General features: G+C 71.2%; 19 protein-coding genes. 9 read left to right on the top strand and 10 right to left on the bottom strand.

From position 1 onward, the window contains the following. Positions 1-6: 6 nt before the first annotated feature. On the bottom strand, positions 7-1,581 hold the full coding sequence (locus ACVCAG_RS31545; RefSeq protein WP_447190977.1) for an MDR family MFS transporter: 1,575 nt from the start codon (positions 1,579-1,581) through the stop codon (positions 7-9). A 135-nt stretch (positions 1,582-1,716) separates the two neighbouring features. Here ACVCAG_RS31545 and ACVCAG_RS31540 point away from each other — a divergent pair, with 135 nt between their 5' ends. The 4 genes from ACVCAG_RS31540 to ACVCAG_RS31525 all read left to right on the top strand — a co-directional run bounded on the left by ACVCAG_RS31540 (position 1,717) and on the right by ACVCAG_RS31525 (position 3,900). Beyond that, entirely contained in the window at positions 1,717-2,268 is a 552-nt protein-coding gene (locus tag ACVCAG_RS31540; protein ID WP_440087572.1) for a TetR family transcriptional regulator, read from the top strand. Further along, entirely contained in the window at positions 2,265-2,582 is a 318-nt protein-coding gene (locus tag ACVCAG_RS31535) for a DUF4031 domain-containing protein (RefSeq protein WP_440087570.1), read from the top strand. The genes ACVCAG_RS31540 and ACVCAG_RS31535 overlap by 4 nt, the downstream gene beginning before the upstream one ends. Before the next feature lie 32 nt (positions 2,583-2,614). Beyond that, positions 2,615-3,160 carry a type 1 glutamine amidotransferase domain-containing protein gene (locus tag ACVCAG_RS31530; RefSeq protein ID WP_447190976.1) on the top strand — a complete coding sequence of 182 codons (546 nt, stop codon included), beginning with the start codon at positions 2,615-2,617 and terminating at the stop codon, positions 3,158-3,160. A 212-nt stretch (positions 3,161-3,372) separates the two neighbouring features. Then, positions 3,373-3,900: an ATP-binding protein gene (locus tag ACVCAG_RS31525; protein WP_440087568.1), complete on the top strand. Its 528-nt coding sequence runs from the start codon at positions 3,373-3,375 to the stop codon at positions 3,898-3,900. Here ACVCAG_RS31525 and ACVCAG_RS31520 read toward each other — a convergent pair. From ACVCAG_RS31520 to ACVCAG_RS31510, 3 genes are read right to left on the bottom strand one after another with little or no spacing between them, the layout of a single operon-like run. Beyond that, positions 3,787-5,229, bottom strand: coding sequence for a wax ester/triacylglycerol synthase family O-acyltransferase (locus ACVCAG_RS31520; protein WP_440087567.1), 1,443 nt, complete (start codon positions 5,227-5,229; stop codon positions 3,787-3,789). The genes ACVCAG_RS31525 and ACVCAG_RS31520 overlap by 114 nt on opposite strands. 3 nt (positions 5,230-5,232) lie before the next feature. Next, positions 5,233-5,391, bottom strand: coding sequence for a hypothetical protein (locus tag ACVCAG_RS31515; protein ID WP_440087566.1), 159 nt, complete (start codon positions 5,389-5,391; stop codon positions 5,233-5,235). A 29-nt stretch (positions 5,392-5,420) separates the two neighbouring features. Next, complete coding sequence (locus ACVCAG_RS31510) at positions 5,421-6,491, bottom strand: helix-turn-helix domain-containing protein (protein ID WP_440087565.1); 1,071 nt, start codon at positions 6,489-6,491, stop codon at positions 5,421-5,423. A 162-nt stretch (positions 6,492-6,653) separates the two neighbouring features. Between ACVCAG_RS31510 and ACVCAG_RS31505 the strand changes: the two genes are divergently transcribed. Beyond that, positions 6,654-7,961, top strand: a complete 1,308-nt coding sequence (locus ACVCAG_RS31505; RefSeq protein ID WP_440087564.1) for a serine hydroxymethyltransferase — start codon at positions 6,654-6,656, stop codon at positions 7,959-7,961. A gap of 209 nt (positions 7,962-8,170) precedes the next feature. Here ACVCAG_RS31505 and ACVCAG_RS31500 read toward each other — a convergent pair whose 3' ends face one another. Further along, positions 8,171-9,271: an NADH:flavin oxidoreductase/NADH oxidase gene (locus ACVCAG_RS31500; protein WP_362849349.1), complete on the bottom strand. Its 1,101-nt coding sequence runs from the start codon at positions 9,269-9,271 to the stop codon at positions 8,171-8,173. A gap of 137 nt (positions 9,272-9,408) precedes the next feature. On the opposite strand from ACVCAG_RS31500, the gene ACVCAG_RS31495 reads away from it, so the two are divergent. From ACVCAG_RS31495 to ACVCAG_RS31485, 3 genes are all read left to right on the top strand, one after another. Continuing rightward, on the top strand, positions 9,409-9,756 hold the full coding sequence (locus tag ACVCAG_RS31495; protein ID WP_440087563.1) for a helix-turn-helix domain-containing protein: 348 nt from the start codon (positions 9,409-9,411) through the stop codon (positions 9,754-9,756). A gap of 230 nt (positions 9,757-9,986) precedes the next feature. Then, a complete protein-coding gene (locus ACVCAG_RS31490) occupies positions 9,987-10,205 on the top strand; it encodes a DUF2277 domain-containing protein (RefSeq protein WP_447190975.1) in 219 nt (72 codons plus the stop codon). Between the two features lie 263 nt (positions 10,206-10,468). Beyond that, the gene (locus ACVCAG_RS31485) at positions 10,469-13,066 is read left to right on the top strand and encodes an MXAN_6230/SCO0854 family RING domain-containing protein (RefSeq protein WP_447190974.1); all 2,598 of its coding nucleotides are present in this window, start codon (positions 10,469-10,471) and stop codon (positions 13,064-13,066) included. Positions 13,067-13,104: 38 nt separating this feature from the next. On the opposite strand, the gene ACVCAG_RS31480 is transcribed toward ACVCAG_RS31485, so the two are convergent. Next, the gene (locus ACVCAG_RS31480) at positions 13,105-13,275 is read right to left on the bottom strand and encodes a hypothetical protein (RefSeq protein WP_389917953.1); all 171 of its coding nucleotides are present in this window, start codon (positions 13,273-13,275) and stop codon (positions 13,105-13,107) included. A 235-nt stretch (positions 13,276-13,510) separates the two neighbouring features. Between ACVCAG_RS31480 and ACVCAG_RS31475 the strand changes: the two genes are divergently transcribed. Continuing rightward, positions 13,511-14,020 carry a DUF6461 domain-containing protein gene (locus tag ACVCAG_RS31475; RefSeq protein WP_440087558.1) on the top strand — a complete coding sequence of 170 codons (510 nt, stop codon included), beginning with the start codon at positions 13,511-13,513 and terminating at the stop codon, positions 14,018-14,020. A gap of 174 nt (positions 14,021-14,194) precedes the next feature. Here the strand turns inward: ACVCAG_RS31475 and ACVCAG_RS31470 are convergent, their stop codons facing one another. The 4 genes from ACVCAG_RS31470 to ACVCAG_RS31455 form a co-directional block, all read right to left on the bottom strand. Further along, positions 14,195-16,198: a Xaa-Pro dipeptidyl-peptidase gene (locus ACVCAG_RS31470; RefSeq protein WP_440087557.1), complete on the bottom strand. Its 2,004-nt coding sequence runs from the start codon at positions 16,196-16,198 to the stop codon at positions 14,195-14,197. Positions 16,199-16,301: 103 nt separating this feature from the next. After that, positions 16,302-17,321 carry a glycoside hydrolase family 6 protein gene (locus tag ACVCAG_RS31465; protein WP_440087556.1) on the bottom strand — a complete coding sequence of 340 codons (1,020 nt, stop codon included), beginning with the start codon at positions 17,319-17,321 and terminating at the stop codon, positions 16,302-16,304. Then, positions 17,318-19,450, bottom strand: coding sequence for a galactose oxidase-like domain-containing protein (locus ACVCAG_RS31460; RefSeq protein WP_447190973.1), 2,133 nt, complete (start codon positions 19,448-19,450; stop codon positions 17,318-17,320). Before ACVCAG_RS31460 ends, ACVCAG_RS31465 begins: the two co-directional genes overlap by 4 nt. Next, on the bottom strand, positions 19,447-21,189 hold the full coding sequence (locus tag ACVCAG_RS31455) for a glycosyltransferase family 2 protein (protein WP_440087552.1): 1,743 nt from the start codon (positions 21,187-21,189) through the stop codon (positions 19,447-19,449). The genes ACVCAG_RS31460 and ACVCAG_RS31455 overlap by 4 nt, the downstream gene beginning before the upstream one ends. Positions 21,190-21,227: the final 38 nt, after the last annotated feature.

The following is a 21,227-nucleotide window of genomic DNA, read 5'->3' as shown; positions in this document are numbered from 1 at the left end:
GGCCGGTCAGTCGAGCGCCGGGACCGGGGTCTGGGCCTCCTCGGACGCCTCGGGCCCGCCGCGCAGCGGGATCTCCTTGATGAAGGCCGCCAGCAGCGGCACCAGGACGGCGAACAGGATCGCCCACCAGAAGACGCTGGAGACGGACTCGGCCAGCGACTCCAGGAAGCCGACCCGCACGTTGGCGGGCATCTCGTGCAGCGCGGCCGGGTTGAACTGGGCGCCCCCCGAGGCGAGCCGCTCGCCCGCGGCGCCCAGCTTGCTCTCCAGGCTCGAGGTGAGCTGGTTGTTGAAGACCGCGCCGAACAGCGAGACGCCGAACGATCCGCCGATGGAACGGAAGAAGGTCGAGGCGCTGCTGGCGACGCCGAGATCCTTCTGCTCGACGCTGTTCTGGGCGATCAGCATGGTGGTCTGCATCAGGAAGCCCATGCCGAGGCCGAGCACCGCGATGAACACGCCGGTCTGCCAGGCGGGGGTGTGGACGTCCATCAGGGAGAGCAGCCACATGGCGAGCGCCATGCCCGCGCCGCCGACGATCGGATAGATCTTGTACTTGCCGGTCCGGGTGATGGCGCGGCCGACGAAGAGCGAGACCACCATGGCGGCGCCCATCATCGGGAGCAGCAGCAGGCCGGAGTTGGTGGCACTCGCCCCCTGGACGGTCTGCTGGAACAGCGGAAGGAAGTTGATCGCGCCGAACATGGCGAAGCCGAGCAGGAAGCCCACGCCCGAGATCAGGCTGAAGTTGCGGTCACGGAAGACGTTGAGCGGCAGGATGGGCTCGGCGACGCGGCGCTCCACCAGGACGAACAGCACCAGCGTGACGACGGCGAGCCCCGCCAGGCCGAGGATCTGCCACGACCCCCACGCGTACTCGTTGCCGCCCCAGGTGGTGATGAGGACCAGCGCGGTGATGCCGACCGAGAGCAGGGCCGCGCCCAGCCAGTCGATGCGGTGCTCGGTGCGGAGCTTGGGCAGCTGCAGCTTGACCACCAGCAGGGCCAGGGCAACGAACCCGACGGGCAGGTTCACGTAGAAGGCCCAGCGCCAGTCGAGGTGGTCGGTGATGAACCCGCCGACGAGCGGGCCCGCGATCATGGCGAGCGACATCACGGCGGCCATGATGCCCTGGTACTGGCCGCGCTCGCGGGGCGGGACGAGGTCACCGATGATCGCCATCGCGTTGACCATGAGGCCCCCGGCCCCCAGGCCCTGGAGCGCGCGGAAGGCGATGAGCTGCGCCATGCCGTCGGACGGCCCGCCGAGCATCTCGGATCCGGCCATGCCGCAGAGCGCGGAGCCGATCATGAAGATGACGATGGAGGCGAGGAAGATGCTCTTCCTGCCGTACAGGTCACCGATCTTGCCCCAGATGGGGGTCGAGACGGTGGTGCCGAGCACGTAGGCGGTCACCACCCAGGACAGGTGTGTCAGCCCGCCGAACTCACCGACGATGCGGGGCAGCGCGGTGCTGACGATCATGTTGTCGAGCATGGCCAGGACCATCGCGAGCATCAGGCCCGGCAGCACCACCATGACCTCGCGACGCCGCGCCGGCGCGGCCGCGGTCTCCTTCACTTCTTCGCCCCCTGTTTGAAATCCTTTGGAGATCGTTGTGGATCTTCCTTACTTGCCGACCGGCTAGCATCGGCTATGCTGGAATGTAAGCCGCTTACTTGCCGGCCGTCAAGTTGATTTCTCGGTAAGGGAACCATGAGGGAACACGCCGACACACGGACGCGCATCCAGGAGATCGCCCTGAAGCTCTTCACCGAGCAGGGTTACGAGGCCACCTCGCTCCGCGAGATCGCGGAGGCCCTCGGCGTGACCAAAGCGGCGCTTTACTACCATTTCAAGACCAAGGACGACATCATCGCCAGCCTGGCGGAGGACCGGGTGAGGGCGATCGAGGAGCTGGTCACCTGGGCCCGTTCCCAGCCGCGTACCGACGAGACGCGCGAGGAGCTGATCCGCCGCTACTCCCACGACCTGTACCGGGGCAGGCACCGCGAGGTCATGCGGTTCTTCGAGCGCAACCAGACCTCGCTCAAGAACCACCCGACGATGGAGAAGACCCGCGAGCGGATGTTCGAGCTGCTCGCCTTCCTCGTCGACCCGGAGGATCCCCTGTCCACCCAGCTGAGGCACTCGATGGCCCTGTTCGCGCTGCACGCCTCGCTGTTCATGCTCAGGGACGAGTCGATCACCGACGAGGAGCGCCAGGCCGCCGCCCTGGAGGTCGCGCTCGACCTCGCCCGGCGGTGAGCGTGCTCATCGACCCGCCCAACTGGCCGGGTCCGCGCGACCTGCTGTGGTCACACCTGGTCAGCGACAGCTCGACCGGGGAGCTGCACGCCTTCGCGGAGCTGCTCGGCGTACCGCGCCGGGCGTTCGACCGCGACCACTACGACGTTCCCGAGACCGTCTACGAGCGGGCCGTCGCGCTGGGCGCCGAGGCCGTGTCCTCGCGCGAGCTCGTCACCCGGCTCATCGCCTCCGGCCTCCGCCGGCGCAAGGTCCGTCCCGGTACCGACGGTTCCGGCATGGATCCCGACTCTTCGGGCATGGCATCCCTTTGATGACATCACCGCACGTCAACGGAGGAGACGACATGCTGAACGGCAAGACGATCGCGTTCCTCGTGGCCCCGGAGGGCATCGAGCAGGTCGAACTCACCGAGCCCTGGCAGGCCGTCAAGCAGGCGGGAGGAACCCCCAGGCTCATCTCCACCGAGCAGGGTCAGGTCCAGGGGTTCAACCACCTCGACAGGGCCGACATCTTCCCGGTGGACGCGACGGTCGAGGAGGTCTCCGCCGCCGACTTCGACGGGCTGGTGCTGCCGGGCGGCGTCGCCAACCCCGACTTCCTGCGGACCGTGCCGGAGGCCGTCGGCTTCGCGAAGGGGTTCTTCGACGCGGGCAAGCCGGTCGCGGCCATCTGCCACGCGCCCTGGACCCTGATCGAGGCGGACGTCGTGCGCGGCCGGAAGGTCACGTCCTGGCCGAGCCTGCGGACCGACCTGCGCAACGCCGGGGCGACCTGGGAGGACCACGAGGTCGTGATCTGCTCCGCGGGCCCGAACACCCTGATCACCAGCCGCAAGCCCGACGACCTCAAGGCCTTCTGCCAGGCCGCGACGGACGCCTTCTCGGGCTAGCGTCATCGATCATCCAAGCCGGGCGGGGGTCTGCGACCCCCGCCCGGCGGACGTTCCGCGCCCGGAACGAATCCTCCGCACATCCGATTACCTGTCACGTATGCAGCACTTTGCCATGCGTTGCCGTATTCCAGGGACACGATCACCCATCCCCGATTAGGAAGGGTCGCCCAGGGCAAAGCTTCTACACATCGCTGCGAAAGGAGGGGACTGTGGAGGCCACGATCGCGTTGCGTCTGCCGCGTGACGCCGCGAGTGTTCCCGTGATCAGGCAACTTCTCGACTCCTCGCTCCAGGCCCTGGGCGTGGTGCCGCAGATTCGCGAGGACATCCAGCTCATGCTCTCGGAGGCGTGTTCCAACGTCATCCAGCACGCCACCCCCAGTGACGACTACATGGTCAGCACCGAGCTGACCAGGGACCGCTGCGTGATCAAGGTGGTGGACGCCGGCAACGGCTTCGACTTCTCGGAGACCGCCTCCCCCGCCCCCACCTCCGAGCACGGCCGGGGACTGCTGATCATGCAGGCCCTGGCCGACGACATCCGGTTCGTCAAGCGGCAGGAGCGGGGCTCGATCGTCTGCCTGGAGAAGACCCTGCGCTTCGTCGAGGACGCCCCCGGGCTGTCACTGCTCCTCAACGAGGAACTTGAGCTCCAGGAGGGCGTCCCTGAGATAGTCGGTGACGGTCCACACGTCGGGGACCATCTCCCTGCAGGCGATCACGCCGACGTCAAGTGAGCCGTCGTAGGAGAAGACCGTGATGTTGATGCCGCCGCTGGCGTCGGTCACGACGGAGACGGGGTGGTACGAGAGCAGCCTGGCGCCGCTCACGTAGAGGGGGAGCTGCGGGCCGGGCACGTTGGAGATCACCACGTTGATCGGGCCCGCGCTGCCGGCGAACAGGTTGAAGGCCGCGCGGGAGGCCAGACCGGTCAGCGCGGAGGGCATCATGTCGCTGAGCTGCTGGAGCCAGCGCGCCGGGGCGAGCGACGAGCGGTCCTTGATCAGGCGCATGGCGTCCCGTACCGCCATCAGCCGTTCCACCGGGTCGGCGATCTGCGTCGCCAGAGTGGTGATCATGATGCTGACCTGGTTGCCCGTGCTCTGGTCGCCGGGGACGCGGAGCGAGAACGGCACCCCCGCGACGAGGGGCTGCTCGGGCAGCGCGTCGTGCTTGAGCAGCCACTGGCGCAGCGCCCCGGCGCACAGGGACATCACCACGTCGTTCACCGTGACGCCGAAGGCGTTCTTGACCAGCTTGACGTCCTCCAGCGGCAGGGTGGTGTAGGCGAACCGCCGGTGCGCGCTGATCCTGCCGCTGAAGGGAGTCCGGGGAACGGTCATTCGGGGCATGGCGGGCACCTCGGCGGCCCCGGATCCGGACAGGTAGGTGGCCAGGTCCCTGGTGAGCCGCGAGACCAGCCCCGCCCCGGGCACCTGGGAGATCAGCGGGATCTCGTCGAGGTGCGGGACGGCGTTGATCAGGAACCGTACCGTGTTGGCCGGGTTGACGACGGCCTTGGCCAGCCCCCTGACGACCATCTCCCCGGTGTCGATCTCCTCCTCGGGCTCGGCCGCGGGTGCCAGCCGGACCTCGACGGGCTCGGGTGAGGTGTCCAGCAGGCTGGCCAGCACGTCGGCGCCGGTGACGCCGTCGACCGCGGAGTGGTGGACCTTCATGTAGAGGGCCGTACGGTCGCCGCGGAGGCCGTGGATCAGATACATCTCCCAGAGCGGGCGGCGCCGGTCCAGGCGGCGGGCGTGCAGCCTGGCCACCTGCTCGCCCAGTTGCTTGTCACTGCCCGGCCTGGGCAGCGCGATCTCGCGCACGTGGTAGTCGAGGTCGAGCCTGGAGTCCTCGGTCCAGTACGGATGGTCAAGGCCGAGCGGGACGAAGGCGAGCCTCATCCGGAAGGGCGCGGCCAGGTGGAGGCGGTGGGCCAGCAGCGACACCAGGTCGCCGCGCGACAGCCCACCGGACAGGATCGCGAGTCCCCCGATGTTCGCGACGTTCGTCGAGGTCTCGAAATTCAGGAACTGCGTGTCCACCGCACTGAGTTGCCGCACCGTCTACCTCCGGGATGTCGTTCTCCCATCCTGCTCCCGCGAGGTCCCCAGAGCCAAAGCGGCCAGCGCCACCAGGAAGACCACGGACACAAGGATCAACGACAGCGGGATGAGCACGAGTACGACGATGACGGTCATGATCTCGCTGATCAACTGCGGCACCGGAGAGCTGTGCCCTGATTACCCGGCCGTTACACCGCGTTCCAGCGACAGAGCTTCAGCGCGAGATGGAGTTCTAACCTGTGGGTTCCGTTCTTGAGGTTGCGGCCGGCCAGCTGCTCGATTCTGGCGAGGCGGTAATAGAGGCTGGTGCGGTGCAGGTGCAGCTGTCTGGCGGTCTCCTGCGCGTCTCCCCCGCTGTCGAGATAGGTCTCCAGGGTGACGAGGAGCGCCGGGTGCTCGCGCAGCGTGTCGAGCGGGCCGCCCGCCGAACCCGGCCTGCCGGTGAGCGGCTCGGCGAGCAGCCGGTAGACGCCCAGGTCCGGCCAGTGGGCGACCGGCCGCAGCGTGCGTTCCGCCGCGGCGGCCCTGGCCGCGGTGAGCGCCTCCTCGTGCGCCCGTACGACCGACTCCAGCCCCGGGTGCGACGCGCTGACCCCGACTCCCACCCGGATCCTGGCGGCCAGCCGCTCTCCCAGCGCCGTCGCGTCCTCGCCGCGGTTCAGCAGCAGCACGGCGTGGCGGTCCAGGATCGTGAAGGCCGGCGGGCGGCGCACCCTGGCGAGCTCGGCGCCGACCGCCTCGCGCAGGCCGTCCGGGTCGCCGCGCAGCGCCAGGACGCGCAGCGGCCCCTCGCCGAGCACACCCGCCGCACGCCGCACGCCGATCTCGCCGATGAGCAGCTGGCTCAGGGTGTGGGAGCTGCCGCCGTCGTCGAGCAGGGCGGCGATCGCGGCGGCGTCGCGTACGGCCCTGTCCCGCTCCTGCGGGTTCAGCGGGCCATGTCCCTCGATGATCCAGAGGTAGCCGACGCGGCGGTCCTGGTGGAGCAGGGGCACGCAGAGCCGGGCCGCCATCCCCAGATCAGGATTTTTCGGGATCCGCACCGGATCGCGGGTCGCGGCCACCCCGTGCGCCTCCTGCCAGGCGCTCACCTCCGCGGGAACGGACCGCGAGAGGATGGCCTGGGCCCTGACCTGATCGACCTCCCCGTGGTGGGCGCTGTGCGCGACGACGCGGCCCTCCAGGTCGTCCACGGACATGCCCCTGCCCACCGCCATGGCCAGTGATTCCAGCAGGTCCTGGACATCGTCCGCTATCACGGTCCGATCCTACATATGTAGGAAGTATCTCCGGCGTCGGAACGATGACTCGATCTGGCGCGAGCCGTAGCGTCGCACTTGTTCATTTCGGGGAGTCCGCCTCGCGAGAGGCGGGGAGTCCGTCTCGTGAGAGCCGTCCGATCGCCCGGTGAAAGGAGCCTCATGGAGGAGCGCAGCCGCGTCGCCCCGTGGGCGCCCCCGCGGGCACAGCTGCGCCTGGCCGAGCTCGAGGCCGAGGTGGACGGGCTGGGACTCGACGCGGTCACCCGGCTGGTCGAAGCGGTGCTGGCCGAGCACCGCGGCCGCCTCGACGAGGACGGCGTGGTCCTGTACGCGGGCACCAACACGATGAGCGCGCGCGCGAGGGCCGCGCACGAGATCTCCCTGGGCTGCCGCCCGTCTATGGGCTGGCCCGGGGACAAGCACCAGACCGGCCTGGACGAGCTGGACGTGCTGGAGGTGCTCGCCCCGCTCCAGGTCGCGGCGCTGATGGGCGGCGAGTTCGCCGAGGTGCGGCTGCAGAGCGCCACCCTGGCCAACCTCGCCTGCTACAGCGCGTTCGCCCGCCCCGGCGACACGATCGCGGTGCTGCCGGAGACCGCCGGGGGCCACGCGAGTCACCATGCCCAGGGCGCCGCCGGGATCCGGGGCCTGCGGGTGGCCGGCCTGCCCTACGACGCCGGGCGGCTCGACGTCGACCACGCGGCCCTGCCGGCGTTCCTGCGCGAGCACCGGCCCGCGCTGGTGGTGATCGGCGCGAGCCTGATGCTCTTCCCGTACGACGTCGCGGGAGTGCGGGCGGCGTGCGACGAGGTGGGGGCCCTGCTGGTCTACGACGCCTCGCACGTGGCCGGGCTGATCGCGGGCGGCCGGTTCCAGCGGCCGCTGGACGAGGGCGCGCACCTGGTGACCATGTCCACCTACACGTCCTTCGGCGGCCCGCCGGGGGCGGCCGTCGTGACCCGTGACGAGGATCTCGCCCGCCAGGTGGCGGCGGCCGCCTATCCCGGCCTGACCGCCAACTACGACGCCTCACGGCTGGCACCGCTGGCCCTGGCCGCCGCCGAGCACGCCGCGGGAGGTTCCGGGTACGCCGACCGCTGCGTCGCCAACGCCGGGGCGCTGGCCGCGGCGCTGGACGGCGAGGGTTTCACCGTGGCCGCCGCCCACCGGGGCTGGACCGTCTCGCACCACGTGGCGGTGGACGCCGCCGCGTTCGGCGGCGGGGACGAGGCCGCCCGGCTGCTGGCCGAGGGCGGCGTCTATCTCAGCGGCGTCCACCTTCCCGGGCAACCTCCCGGTGAGCCCGCACGGGGCCTGCGGATCGGCACCCAGGAGGTGACCCGCCGCGGCTTCGGCCCGGGGACCATGGGCGAGGTGGCGACCCTGATGCGCCGCCTGCTCATCGACGGCCAGGCTCCCGCCGCGGTCCGCCGGGACGCGGTGGCCCTGCGCCGCGCCACCCCATGATCACGGACCGGCCCGCTCGACCCCCGGGGGTTCGCCCCCTGGCGGGCCGGTCCGCCCAACGCCGCTCCCCCTGACAGGCGGACCGGCCCGCGTCCCCCCTGGCGGACCGGTTCGCCGCCTTCCGCCCCACCCGCGCGCGTCGCCTCATCCGGACGGGTCACCTCCCCGCCCGGCGGCGGGAACGCGCGCGGGTGGCGGCCGGAACCGGGTCAGACCGCGCGGTGGTACTGGTCGGGCCAGCGGGCTCCGGCGGAGCCGAGCTCACGGGCGGCGAGGTTCGGCCAGTAGGGGTTGCGGAGCAGCTCGCGGCCCAGCAGGACGGCGTCGGCCTGGCCCGAGGCGATGATCTCCTCGGCCTGCCGGGGCCGGGTGATCTCACCGACCGCGCCCACCGGCAGGTCGGTCTCGGCCTTCACCCTGGCCGCGTACGGCACCTGGTAGCCGGGCCCCGCGGGGATGCGCGCCCTGGCGACGTTGCCTCCGGTCGAGGCGTCGAGCAGGTCGACCCCGTGGGCGAGCAGGTCCTTGGCGAAGCGGACGGTGTCGTCCGCGCTCCAGCCCTCGCGGTCGTCGGCGGGGTCCTCCGCCAGCCAGTCGGTGGCCGAGATGCGGAAGAAGAGGGGAAGCTCGTCCGGCCAGACCGCGCGGACCGCGTCGACGACCCGGAGCGCGAAGCGGGTGCGGTTCTCGTACGAGCCGCCGTACGCGTCGGTGCGGTGGTTGCTGAAGGGCGACAGGAACTCGGCGATCAGGTAGCCGTGCGCGCCGTGGATCTCGGCCACCTGGAAGCCGGCTTCCAGCGCCCGCCGCGCCGCGGCGGCGAAGTCGTCCACGATCCGGTCGATGTCGCCGGCGCCCAGCTCCGTGGGAGTGGGGTGGACGTCGCTGAAGGGGATCGGGCTCGGCCCGACCGGCTGCCAGCCGTGCTCGCCGGGGCCGGTGGGCGCGCCGCCCTGCCAGGTGCGGCGGGTGGAGGCCTTGCGCCCCGCGTGCGCGAGCTGGATGCCGGGCACGGCGCCGTGCTCCAGCAGGAAGCGGGTGACGCGGGTGAACGCCTCCCGCTGGCGGTCGTTCCAGATCCCGAGGTCGGCCGGGCTGATGCGTCCCTCCGGCGCCACCGCGGTGGCCTCGGTCAGGATGAGTCCGGCGCCGCCCACCGCGCGGGCGGCCAGGTGGGACAGGTGCCAGTCGGTCGGCACTCCCTGCTCCGGTCCCTCGACCGCCGCGGAGTACTGGCACATCGGAGCCATCCAGACCCGGTTGGGGATGGTGACGGACCTCAACGTCAGGGGCTCGAACAGGGCGCTCACGGCCGTACTCCTTCTCGGGAGGGATCTCGGGGACGGCGCCCCGGCTTCACATCTAATACGATAGTCTACGTACTACGAAAGATGTCAAACTACGATTACCTTCGTACAATCGAGTCGACCCACAGAAGGGACCCACCGTGTCGACCGCGTCCGCCAGGGCTCTGGAGCACCCCGCGTGCGGGGAGATCCGTCTGGAGGGCGTGCTGCACGCCCTGTCCGACCCGATGCGCCTTCAGATCGTGCGCTTCCTGTGGCAGCTGGAGGAGGACGAGGAGGCCCCCTGCTCGGCGATCGAGCTGGCGGTCACCAAGTCGACCACCACCCACCACTTCCGGGTGCTGCGCGAGGCGGGCGTGATCAACCAGGCCTACCGGGGCACGGCCAAGATGAACGCGCTGCGCCGGCGTGACCTCGACACGCTCTTCCCGGGGCTTCTCGGCGCCATCCTGGCCGCCGACGCGATCCAGTGCGAGCGCGACGGCTGACCGCCGGCGCGCCCCGGCGGGCGGCGCCTGGCCCCGGCGTGACCGGGGGCCGGACCCGGTGGTTGCGGCGCGATCCGGCGGCCGGATCGGACGTTTCCGGCGCGATCCGGCATGATCCGTCGTGATCCGGGCGGTTCCGGCAGGGCAGGACGTGCCCCGCCGGGTGGTTCCGGCGAGACCGATCGGATCGGGCGGATCGGAAAAGCCGCGAGACGGAGTACCGTCCTGTCATGTGCCGGAGTATCAAGACCCTTCGTGAGCCCTACGCCAGCGACGTGACCGACGACGACGTGCGAGCCGCCGCGCTTCAGTACGTCCGCAAGGTGTCGGGGTTCCGCTCCCCGTCGGCGCGCAACGCCGAGGCCTTCGAGCGGGCCGTCGAGGCGGTGGCCGCCGCGACCCGCACCCTGCTCGACGACCTCCAGCTGAAGCACGTCTCCCGGGACTGACCCCGGACGACCGGAGCCGGCGGAAGACGGCGGAAGGCGACGGGGACGCCCGCCCGCCGTGACAGGTACGTCCCGCCGGCGGAGACGGGGCCGCGCCCGCGGCGGGAAACCCGGACGACAAAGGGTCCCGGGGGACAGTACGGTTATCCCCCGAGGGGCGGCTCCTGGACGTGCTTCCTTCTCATGCAAAGGGCTTTAGCGCGTCCGCTCTCCGCCCCTCCTCGCATTCTTCCGACAGGGAGCTCGATCAGGGAGAGCACACGATGGACAGGACGGCCGAGATCCTGCTGCGGCGGCGCCGGCTCGTGCTTCCCGCCCTCCTCCCCCCAGGGGAGGCCGCGACCCCTCCGAGGCGCTACTTCCGCAAGCCGCGCGGCTCGCGGTGGATCTCCGGGCCCGACCTCGGGCTCGGCATGCAGGTGCTGGAGACCGAGCTCCTGCAGCACGGCTTCCTGATGTCGGCCGCGCTCAGAGCCGAGTTCGGGCGGATGACGGCCACCGACCTCGGCCTGGCGGGCCGCGGGCTCCTGCACGCGCTGCGGAAGGAGACGGGCGACCACGTCGAGCACGTGCCGCTCTTCCGTCACTTTCCCGAGAGCGTCCCCGCCGGCACCGCCGAGCTCTACGTCCGCAGGGTGTTCACCGCCCTGCTGCAGGAGCCCGAGCAGCCGTGCGCGCTGTGCGGGCGAAAGGACACCGTGCACGCGGTCTCCCCCTGCGCCCACCTGGTCTGCCACGCCTGCTGGGACGGCTCCGACTACGCGGGCTGCCCGATCTGCCACCGCAGGATCGACCCGGACGACCCCTTCCTGCGCCCGACCGACGTCCCCGCGGCCCGGACCGCGCCCACAGCGCCCGCAGCGCCCGCAGCGGCCGTCACCCGCCGCTCCCTCGGCCTGCTCTCGTTCCGCGACGACGTCGCCGCGGCCGCCCGGGAGGTCGCCGTCTCGCTGCTGGAGCGCCGCACCCCCCTGTCGGCGGCCGACCGCGAGGACGTCACCGTGCTGATCGGCGACCACCTGCCGGGGGCGGCGAGCTGGCTGCCGGAGAGCATCCCGGTCCGCGAGACCAGGGCGGCCGTCCTGGCGACGCTACTGCCCCACCTCTCCCCCGCCGCCGCGCGCGACCTGCTCGACCGGCACGCGGACACGGCGACCGACGTGCTGCGCCTGCTGTACGCGCTCATGGGCGGCGACCCGGGCCTGCGCACCAGGCCGCCGCGCCGTCTCTCCCTGCCCCGTCCCGTACGCCGCGTGCTGCTGGCCCGCCTCGACTCGCTGCCCCTGCGCCACCTCGTGGAGGACCTGAACCGCCACCCCGAGGCGTGGAAGCACATGGCGGAGACGCTGCACCCGCACGAGTTCCACCGGCGCCACCCCACGGTGGCGCTGGCCTTCGCGGCGCTGCGCGGCACCCCGCTCACCGGCGCGTTCGGACGGGCGATGCTGGAGCACGCGGCCGGGCATCCCGACGTGCTGCGCGTGGACGGCGGGCGGTTGCGCGCGGAGACCTTCGCGAGCCGGGTGGAGGCGGCGCTGCGCGCGGGCGAGCCCGCGCTGCCGCTGCTCGCCGCGAGGCCGGGCGAGCTGGTGCGGCGGCTCTTCAAGCTCCTGTCCAACGGGGAGAAGGGCGTCGCCGAGGCGACCACCGCCGCCGCGCCCCGGGTCGCGCCCGGGGTGCTGATCGCCGCCCTCGGCAGGCTCCGCACGCCGGTCGGCGGGACGCGGGTCTTCCTTCCGCGCGGCGACACCGCGCGCGCCTGGGTGCGGCCGGACGATCGCTCCGAGCTGCCCGAGGGTGAGACCGTGCCGGTCGTCGCGGCGCTGACCGGCGAGATGCTGCGCCGCGCGGGCGCACTGCCCCCGCTGGGGCGGGTGCTGCTGGACGAGGGGCTGGCCGACCTGGTCGCGCCCACCTCCGAGCGGTCCGCCTCCGGCTCCCTGGTCAGGATCCCGCGTGGCAGCGTGCAGCCGCTCCCCGAGGGGGATCGGATCCGCCTGTTCCTGCACTGGGCCGAGCCGCCGGACGAGCGGATCGACCTCGACCTGTCGGTGATCCTCTACGACACGCACTGGCAGTACGTCGGCCACTGCGACTACACCAACCTGCGCCTGGACGGGACCGCCGCCGTACACTCCGGTGACCTGACCTCCGCCCCCGAGCCGCTCGGAGCCTCGGAGTTCGTCGACCTCGACCTCGCCGCGCTGCGGGCCCTCGGCGGGCGCTACGCGACACCGATCGTCTTCAGCTACAACGACGTGCCGTTCGACGATCTCGTACGCGGTTTCGCCGGGTTCATGAACCGGCCGGAGGGCCTGTTCGACCCCCGGGCGGTCGAGCAGCGTTTCGATCTGACCGGCTCCGACAAGATCCGATCTCCTCTGGTGACCGACCTGTGGTCGCGCACGATGCGCTGGATCGATCTCGGCCAGGCCAGTGAGGGGTACGGGCACGACGCGTTGGGCTACGGCTCGCATCTGGCCAGGATGTACGCCGCGATCGAGGACTCCTACCTGCGGGCCGGGCACGTCACCCTGTGGGAGGTGGCGTGCTGGCACGCCGCCGCCCGCGCCGGCGAGGTGCTGGTCCGCCGCCTGGACGGCTCGGTCTCCCGTTACGCGCGCCGGGCCGGCGAGGACGTCGCCGGTCTCGTCACCAGGCTGACGACACACGACCACGACGAGCCCTGGGAGGGGCCGGTGGGCGACACGGACCTCGCCGTGCTCGTCCACGCGGACCTGGACCTGCCCGAGGGCTCCCGGCTCTACGCGCTCTACCCGTGGAGCGCGGACGCGAGCCGGGTGGAGCTGCTGGACGCCGCCGACCTGGTCGGCGCCCTGGCACCGGACACCTCCGGCTGATCACCGGTCCGGCCGTCCACCTTTTCCGGCGCCGGGGGTCAGTCGCGCGTGTTCGAGGAGCGGAAGAGCCTGCTCACGAACATGACCACCACGCCCACCAGTCCGATGATCAGAGCCCACTTGAGGAGCGTGAAGAGGAAGCCCAGAACCGAGCCCAGCAGGAGGAAGCCGATCACCACGGCCGCCACGATCAGAAGAATTCGTCCCATGCACCCCACGCTAGGCCCCCGCCGGGCCCGGCGGCAGTCCAGAGCCCCGATGCCAGGGACAAGCCAGGGTTTTCCCTCATGACCACCCCGCCGTCCGAGGGCCGGAGACGGTGGTTTTTCATGATCCGCGGGGATCGCCCCGTCGCGAGATCACGATGGGGGCGGGGTGACGGATTCTGTCGGTCCCCGGTGCCAAGATCTTCCCGATCTGTCAGCCCAAAAGGATCGGACCCCCGTGAGCGACTACGACTGGATCGACGACGACGCGTTCTGCGTGACCTTCGTCCGAGACCTCACCCCGCGTGAGGCTCTCGCCCGCCTCCGCGTCGAGGTGTTCGACGGCGACGACGAGGAGGGGGACTACGACGAGGGCCTCGTCTCCGCCCGCCCCGCGGAGGGCGGGACCATCCTCAGCGAGTGGAACGGCTTCGCGGGGACGCTGCCGGAGGTCCTGTCCCGCCTCTCCTCGGGAACGGTGACGGCGAGCGTCTTCCGCAACGTCAACATGGTCGCGAGCTTCGTCCACTACGCCGACGGGCGGGAGGTCCTCGACTTCGACTGGCTGTTCCCCGGCGACGACGCCTCCGGCGTCTACCTCGCCGAGCGGACCGAGCTCGGCCTGGTGGGCGAGGAGGCCGAGGGGGACCTCCCTGGCGCGCTGAAGCTGGCCGAGCGCATCACCGGCGTGCGGGCGGACGGTTCGAGCGAGACCGTGGCGGCCCACTGCGTGTTCGAGCACCACTGATCCGGCGGTGCCTCGCGCACCGCGGCACGGACCCCGGCCCGGGGAGGGCCGGGGGTCGTGCTTCCCGAAGGACCGCGCTCCGGCCCCTCCCCGGACCGGGAGAGGCCGGAGGCCGTACCTTCCCGAAAGGCTCGCGCCTTCGGAAGGGGTCCGCGTTCCCGGACGGGGCCGGGGTCAGCGAAGGGCGAAGCGCCCGCCGACGACCGGGAGGGTGACCGAGCTGGATCCCGGGTCGACCGAGACGCCGGTGCCCGGGGGCAGGCGCAGGGTGAAGTCGCGGTCGGTGGAGACGAGCACGACGCCGATCCGGTGGCCGGCCTTGACGACGTAGTCGTTCGGCTGGAGGTCGAAGCGGAAGTCGTGGAAGCGGCCCTCGCGCAGGAGCTCGGTCTTCGAGGCCGAGTCGCGGTTGCGGACGTCGAGCCAGCCCCTTGTGATGATCTTGTAGGGGGCGGTCACCGTGGTGTGCTCGGCCAGCCGGGCGCAGCCGGTGTCGCCGGGCACGCCCTGGCCGTAGCAGACCTGGGTGTCGCCGTAGACCACGTCGCCGTACGCGCGGGCGTCGGTGCCGTAGTCGACGAGCAGCGCCGTCAGGTACGGCGAGCGCCCGCCCTTGAACGCGGCGCGCACCTCGACCTCGGGGGTGCCGGACAGCCGCGCGTCGCGGGCCAGCGGGGCCGACAGGTAGGCCAGGCGGTTGGGGTCCGTGGCCTCGGCGTTCTCGGCGAGCTGCTCGGCGGTGCGGGCGCTCTGGTCGACGAAGGACTCGACGGTGTGGCGGCCCCGGGGGCGGTCGGTGCCCAGGGTGCCGTTGCGGCCGTCCTTGCCGGCGGTCAGGTGGAGCCGCGCGTCACGGGTGCCGGGCAGCGGCCACGAGGCGTGCTGGGCCCACTGTCCCGGGCCCGACTCCACGTCGGCCTGCGGCTCGTCCATGATGCCGTTGCGCAGGCCGTACAGGTGGAAGTCGAACCAGCGGTGGAGCTGGCGCAGCCACTCGGCGTTGCGCCCGGCGAAGGAGAACGGGTTGAAGTGCGCGCCCTGGTGGAGCCAGATCTTGCGGGGCACGTTCCGCTTCGCGAGGGCGTCCCACCACTGGACGGCCTGCTTGGTCTTGACGTTCCAGTCGTTGAGGCCGTGCACCAGGAAGACGGCGGCGCGGACCTTGTGCACGTCGTTGAGGTAGTTGCGCTGATCCCAGAAGTCGGAGTAGTCGCCGGTGACCCGGTCCTGGTCCTTCTCGATGCGGTCCATCAGCGCGCCGCAGGCCTGCGTGGCGTTCTCGCGGGTCAGGACGTAGCGGGCGAGCACGTCGGCGTCCTCACCCTGGTAGCCGCCGGGCGCCAGCACGCCGCCGTTGGCGCGGTAGTAGTCGTACCAGGAGGAGATGGCCGCGATCGGCACGATCGCCTTGAGTCCCTTGACCCCGGTCGCGGCGACGGCGTTGGGCAGCGTGCCGTTGTAGGAGACGCCGATCATGCCGACGTTCCCGGTGGACCAGTCGGCCCTGATCTCGTTCCCGGCCGCGTCGAACCCCCGGGCCCGGCCGTTGAGCCAGTCGATCGCGGCCTTGGGGCCCGCGGTCTCGTTGTCCAGGCCGGTCGTGGGGCAGCCGGTCGCCCGTCCCGAGCCGAGGTTCTCCACCAGCGCGATCGCGTAGCCGCGCGGCACGAAGTAGTTGTCGTAGTAGCCGCGGAAGGGCGGCGCGGCCGCGCGGTTCACGTCGGAACCGTCGACGCCGAACATCTCGTCGCGCAGGTCGTTGAACTTGTTGCGCCGGTACTCCATGCCCGCGGGGTCGGAGCCGTCGAGGTCGACGACGTGGTTGGGCACGTCGTTGCCGCCCGCGTAGTAGGGGCTGGCCTCCATGACGACCGGGACCTTCAGTCCCGACGCGGTCTCCTTGGGGCGCATGATGTCGACGGCGACCCGGTCGGGGCGGCCGTCGGCGTCGCTGTCGACCCCGGCGACCTCGACGAACACGGTCTCGGTGAGCGCGTCGGCGCGCGAGTAGATCGGCTGGGTCTCGCCGTTCTCGATCGGGGGGGCCGCGGATCGCGCGGCGGCGGCGGCGGGCAACGCGCCGGTGGGCAGCACACCGGCGGGAAGCGCGGCGGCCGGCAGGACGCCGCTTGGCAGGGTGACCGCCAGTGCGACGATGACCGTCTTCCATCTGTTCATCGAGGAAAGCTCCCAGAGGGTCGCTGAAAAAAACTGACAACTCCGGTCAATCTCCTGCGAAGCAATCTTGACCTGCAAGATCGAAGATATAACGAATAAGCGGCTATCTCGCGTTACGCGCGAGTTCCAGCGCGTATTCGGGGAACCAGTCGCCGGCGCGGGGCTCTCCCCGGTGGCATTCGCCGTCCGACTCGCCGGGGCGCTTGATCCACAGGAAGGCGTCGACCCGCTCGTGGCCGGTCTCGGTGGTCGGCTCCGTGCCGAGCGCGCGGCCCTTGGGGTTGCACCACGCGTCGTCGCCCTGCGCGTCGCGGACGGGGCCGTTGCCGTTGCGGGAGGTGTCGATGACGTAGTGGGCCCCGCCGATCGCGTCCGAGAGCCGTTCGGCGACGGCGACGCTCTCCTCGACGGTGAAGAAGTTGCTGACGTTGAAGGCGAAGCCGTCGGCCTGGGGCACCCCGGCCCTGCGCATGGGCTCGGCCCACTCGCCCGGATCCTTGATCCAGCCGGCGTTCCCCGCGTCGACGTAGACCTTGGTGGCGGGCTGCTTCTTCAGCGTCTCCACCGCGCCGCGGAGCAGGTCGAGGCGCTCGCCGGCCTGGCCGCCCTGGGTGCAGTTGTCCAGGATGTGGGCGAGCGCGTCGGGCTCGACGACGACCAGGGCGGGCCGGTCGCCGATGCCCTCGGCGAACCGGCCGATCCAGGAGCGGTACTCCTGCGCGCCCGCGGCGCCGCCCGCGGAGAACTGCCCGCAGTCGCGGTTGGGGATGTGGTACGCCACCAGGACCGGGATGCGGCCTGTCTGCCGGGCCTTGGTGGTGATGCCGGCGACCCTGTCCCTCGGGTCCTGGTCACCGATCCAGATCGCGTTGGGCCGGTCGGCGATCCTGCGGATCAGCCCGGCCTCCTCGGTCCTGCCCTCCCCCTCGAGCTTGCGGACCTCCTGGGCGGCGGCGCCGTCGGGGTCGACGTAGAAACCGCTCGCGTCCTTGGAGCTCGCGTCCTTGGAGGCGGTGCTCCCTGGGGCGGCGCTCCCCGAGCCGGCGGGCGGCGCGGGGTCGCCGGTGCAGGCCGCCGTCGCGAGAGTGAGAGCCAGCGCGGCTGCGAGGCCGTACCTGTTCATCGAGTACCTCCGGCGTGGGGACCCCGGGCCTGGCCCTGGGGAGCAGAAATGGGAGGGCTGGGGGTGGGGGTGGGAGGGCGGCGTACGCCGCGGGAGGCCGAGGGGGGCGTGTCGGCCTCTCCCCGGACGTGGACCCAGCGGGCCGGGGACGGTGTTCCCCGTGCGGTGACCCCGAACAGCATGTACCACCCCGGGGGCACTAGGGCCGGATTGGAGGGGATCTCGGCGATGATCCCGGTCTTCACCCGGGTGAAGTCCAGCCTGATCGAGCGCTGCTCCACGTCGGTGACGTGGGTGACGGCGCTCGGGCGCATCAGCCGTACCTGGTGGATGCGTGCGGCGTCGGGGGTCTGGAACCCTGCCCTGCGGCCCAGGAACACGCTCTCGCGCCCGCCGGTGAAGACCGGCGCCTTCTCGCCGTTGTGCAGGTAGGTCGGCGTGTAGATCTCGATGCGCTGGTCGAAGGTGCCCGGGAGCGAGCCCGCCTTGTCGCCGAAGAGCGGGTCGGAGCCCATGCCGAGCACCCGGCCGTCGGGCAGCAGGAGACCCTCGGCGTGGTAGTTGCGGCCGACGGCGGGCGCCGCGGCCTCGTGGAAGCTGTTGCTCTCCGGGCGGTAGACCTCCGCGCGCAGGACGTCGCTGGCGCCGCGCCCCCGGTAGTCGCTGGAGCCGTTGAAGGAGAAGACGGTGTCGTCGGGCAGCAGCACGGCGTTCGGGTAGCGCACCGGGTCGGACAGGTCGGGACCCCTGACGTAGCGCGGGCTGGCCTCGGTGAGATCCACGATGGCGGTCCTGGCGGTGGCGTTGGGCAGGCCCGGCTGGCGTTCCCCGACCGGTCCCCCGCCCATCACCATGACCCGCTGGTCCTGCGCGGGCGGCAGCAGCACGGAGGCGCCGGTCTCGTTCAGCTCCGGCTCGGGCAGCCCGGGTACGGGGGTGAACGCCTCCATCTCGTCGGGCGCCACACCGCCGACGCCGCCCGGGGTCTTCACCAGCCGGTCGGTGTCGCGGCGGTAGTCCCAGATGCCCGGGAGACGCAGCGCGAGCTGGCCGGGGCCGTACCCGGCGCTCATGCCGGAGAAGAAGAGGGTGCCGTCCTCCAGCAGGAACAGCGCGGGGTAGGTGGGGAAGAACCGCTTGGGTCCCGGCCGCCAGGTCTTCGTCTTAGGGTTGTAGATCTCGTTGTCCCTGGTGATCTGCCCCACGACGTCGAGCCCCGAGACGGTCATCACCCTGCCGTCGGGCAGGTTCGTCATGGTCGGGTACCAGCGCCCCTCGGCCATGTCCTGGACCTTGATGTAGCGCTCGGTGACGGGGTCGAACTCGTAGGCGTCCCTGATGCCCTGGAAGTCCTGCTTGTCCAGCGTCATGCTGCCGCCCATGGCGTACAGGTCGCGCTTCTCCCGGCCCTTGAGTCCCTGGATCTCGTACTTGACGGAGCCGGCCGGCGCGGTGAGCAGGCCCGCCGCGCCCTCGGTGACGGCCTCGGCGAAGACCTTGGTCTGGCTGGGCCGGATCCGCACCTTCCCCGGCACGCCGGTCTCGACCTTCTTCGCGGGCGGCACGCTGACGTGGGCGAGGGTGCGGTAGACCTGCCCGCCGGGGGCGGTCAGCAGGGTGCCGGGGTGGAACTCCCTGGGCTTGGCGTCGGGATCCTCGTTCTTGATGGTGAGGGCGCCCGCGGCCCGCTTGACCTTGGCCTTCAGCACCTCGAAGCGGCCCGTGCCGCCCGCGATGAGGAGCTTGCCGTCGGGCAGCACCGAGTGTCCGGCGCAGAAGAAGTCGACGGGCGTGTCGACCAGCTTGAACTCGTCCGGCCTGCCCGGCTTCGCCGGGTCCCACAGCACGGTCTTGAAGGTGCCCTTGTCGAAGTTGGCGGCGTTGTTGCCGGAGCCGGCGACGATGAGCACCTTGCCGGTGTGCAGCAGCGCGGCGTGGATGGCGTTGACCTTGAACTTCTCCGGGACGTCGAGGAAGGTCCAGTGGCCGTGGGTGGCCTTGTAGTCGTCACGGTTGATGCTGTAGTCGCGCCACTTCTCGGTGGCGAATCCCGCGACGGCGGGCAGGTTGATCGCGAGGATGGCGGTCACCACCGCCACCCCGACCAGATGCTTGCGCAGGCGGCTCACGATTCGTCACCGACCGCTCGCGGGGCCGCCTTGAGCGCCCGGAGGTTCCAGGCCCAGGTCGTGAGCGGTCCCAGGCAGATGACCAGGGCGAGGATCCCCCAGAGGGTCATCACCAGGTGGATGTGGCCGGTCCAGAAGATGGTCAGCAGCAGGCCTCCGCCGAAGATCGCCGCCCACCACAGGTGGATGCGGAACGTGGCGACCTGGTCGGGGCTGGCCGAGTCGCCCTTGGGGGTGACCACGAACTTGCTGGGCCTGCGCAGCGCGGCGCCGATGAGCGAGGTGACGTAGATGGGCGCCGACAGCGCCGACATGACCATCCCGGCCACCCCCGAGGAGCCCTCCGGCTCGTGCGGGCTGACGTTGTGCCGCCGGTTCCAGGTGTAGAGCATGACCTGCAGCAGCGCCGCGTCGCCGTACAGCATGAGCCACACGTCCATCGGCACGGTCACGCCCGAGCCCCCGACGGCCATGAACAGGGTGGCGCTGAGCCCGGCCAGCAGCCAGTTGAGCGCGGACATCGGGTAGAAGGTCACCATCAGGGTGTAGTTGAAGAACCGTCCCGGCGAGAGCTTCGGCGCGGCCCTCCAGAACTGGGTGAGCAGCGTCTCGTAGGTGCCCCGGCTCCAGCGCAGCTGCTGGGTGAAGAAGTCGGTCCACGACGACGGCCCCTCCCCCACGGCCAGCACGTCGGGGGTGTAGACCGACATCCAGCGCTGCCCGGTCTCCGGGTCGCGGGAGCGGTGGAACTCGATGCCGGTGGCCATGTCCTCGGTGATCGAGTCGTACAGGCCGCCGATCTGCTTGAGCGCGCGGATGCGCACGGCGTTGTTGGTGCCGACGAACATCGGCGCGCCGTACAGGTTGCCCGCGCGCTGGATGAGCGAGTGGAACAGGAACTGCTGGCTCTCGGCGGCCTTGGTGACCCCGGCGTCGTAGTTGCCGTAGACCTGGGGGCCGACGACGAAGGCCACCCGCGGGTCGCGGAAGTAGCCGAGCATGCGCTCGCAGAACTCCGGGAGCGGCACGTGGTCGGTGTCGACCGAGACGAAGAAGTCGTAGTCGTCGCCGTGCGCGTCCAGCCAGCTGTTGTAGTTGCCGTGCTTGGTCTTGGCCCGGAAACTGCCCTTGGGCTGGTTCCACTCGGGCACGCCCTTGCGGGTGAAGTGGTGGGCGCCCAGCCAGTCGCAGAGCTCGTGGATATCGGGGTCGTCGCCCTCGTCCAGCAGCCAGACGTCGAGCACGCCGTCGTGGCGGATCTTCAGTGCGGCGGCCAGGGTCTCCCTGACCATCTCCAGCGGCTCCTTGCCGGGTACGCAGGTGGTGATGAAGGCCACCCGGGTGCCGGGCTCGGGCGCGACCGGGACCGGGTCCCTGGCCGCCAGCATGGCGTGCACGTTGGACACCACGCTGACCAGCCGGAAGACCTCGATGAGGGCGATCGCGACGAGCATGATCCGGTCGGCCACCGGCAGGTACCACGGGATCGTGCCATAGGGGTCGGGCCGGACGGTCCAGTGCTCGGGCAGCAGCAGCCAGACCATGAGGGTGAACTCCACGAGAAGCGCCGCGACCATCAGCAGCACCGCCCGCACCCGGTGTGGCTCGGTGGCCAGCAGGGAGCGGTAGCTCACGCGGTAGGGCACCCCGGATTCCGGTTCGGTCACGGGCCCGGCGAGCCTGCTGAACCTCTCGTAGTCGTAGGGAGCGATTTTCGCGGCGTCGGCGGGGGCGCTCATCGTTGCGGCGACCTCGGAGCACGCGAAAGCAAGCCCAG

The sequence above is a fragment of the Streptosporangium sp. G12 genome, from assembly GCF_052983175.1.
This window is presented reverse-complemented; position numbering and strand designations above follow the sequence as displayed.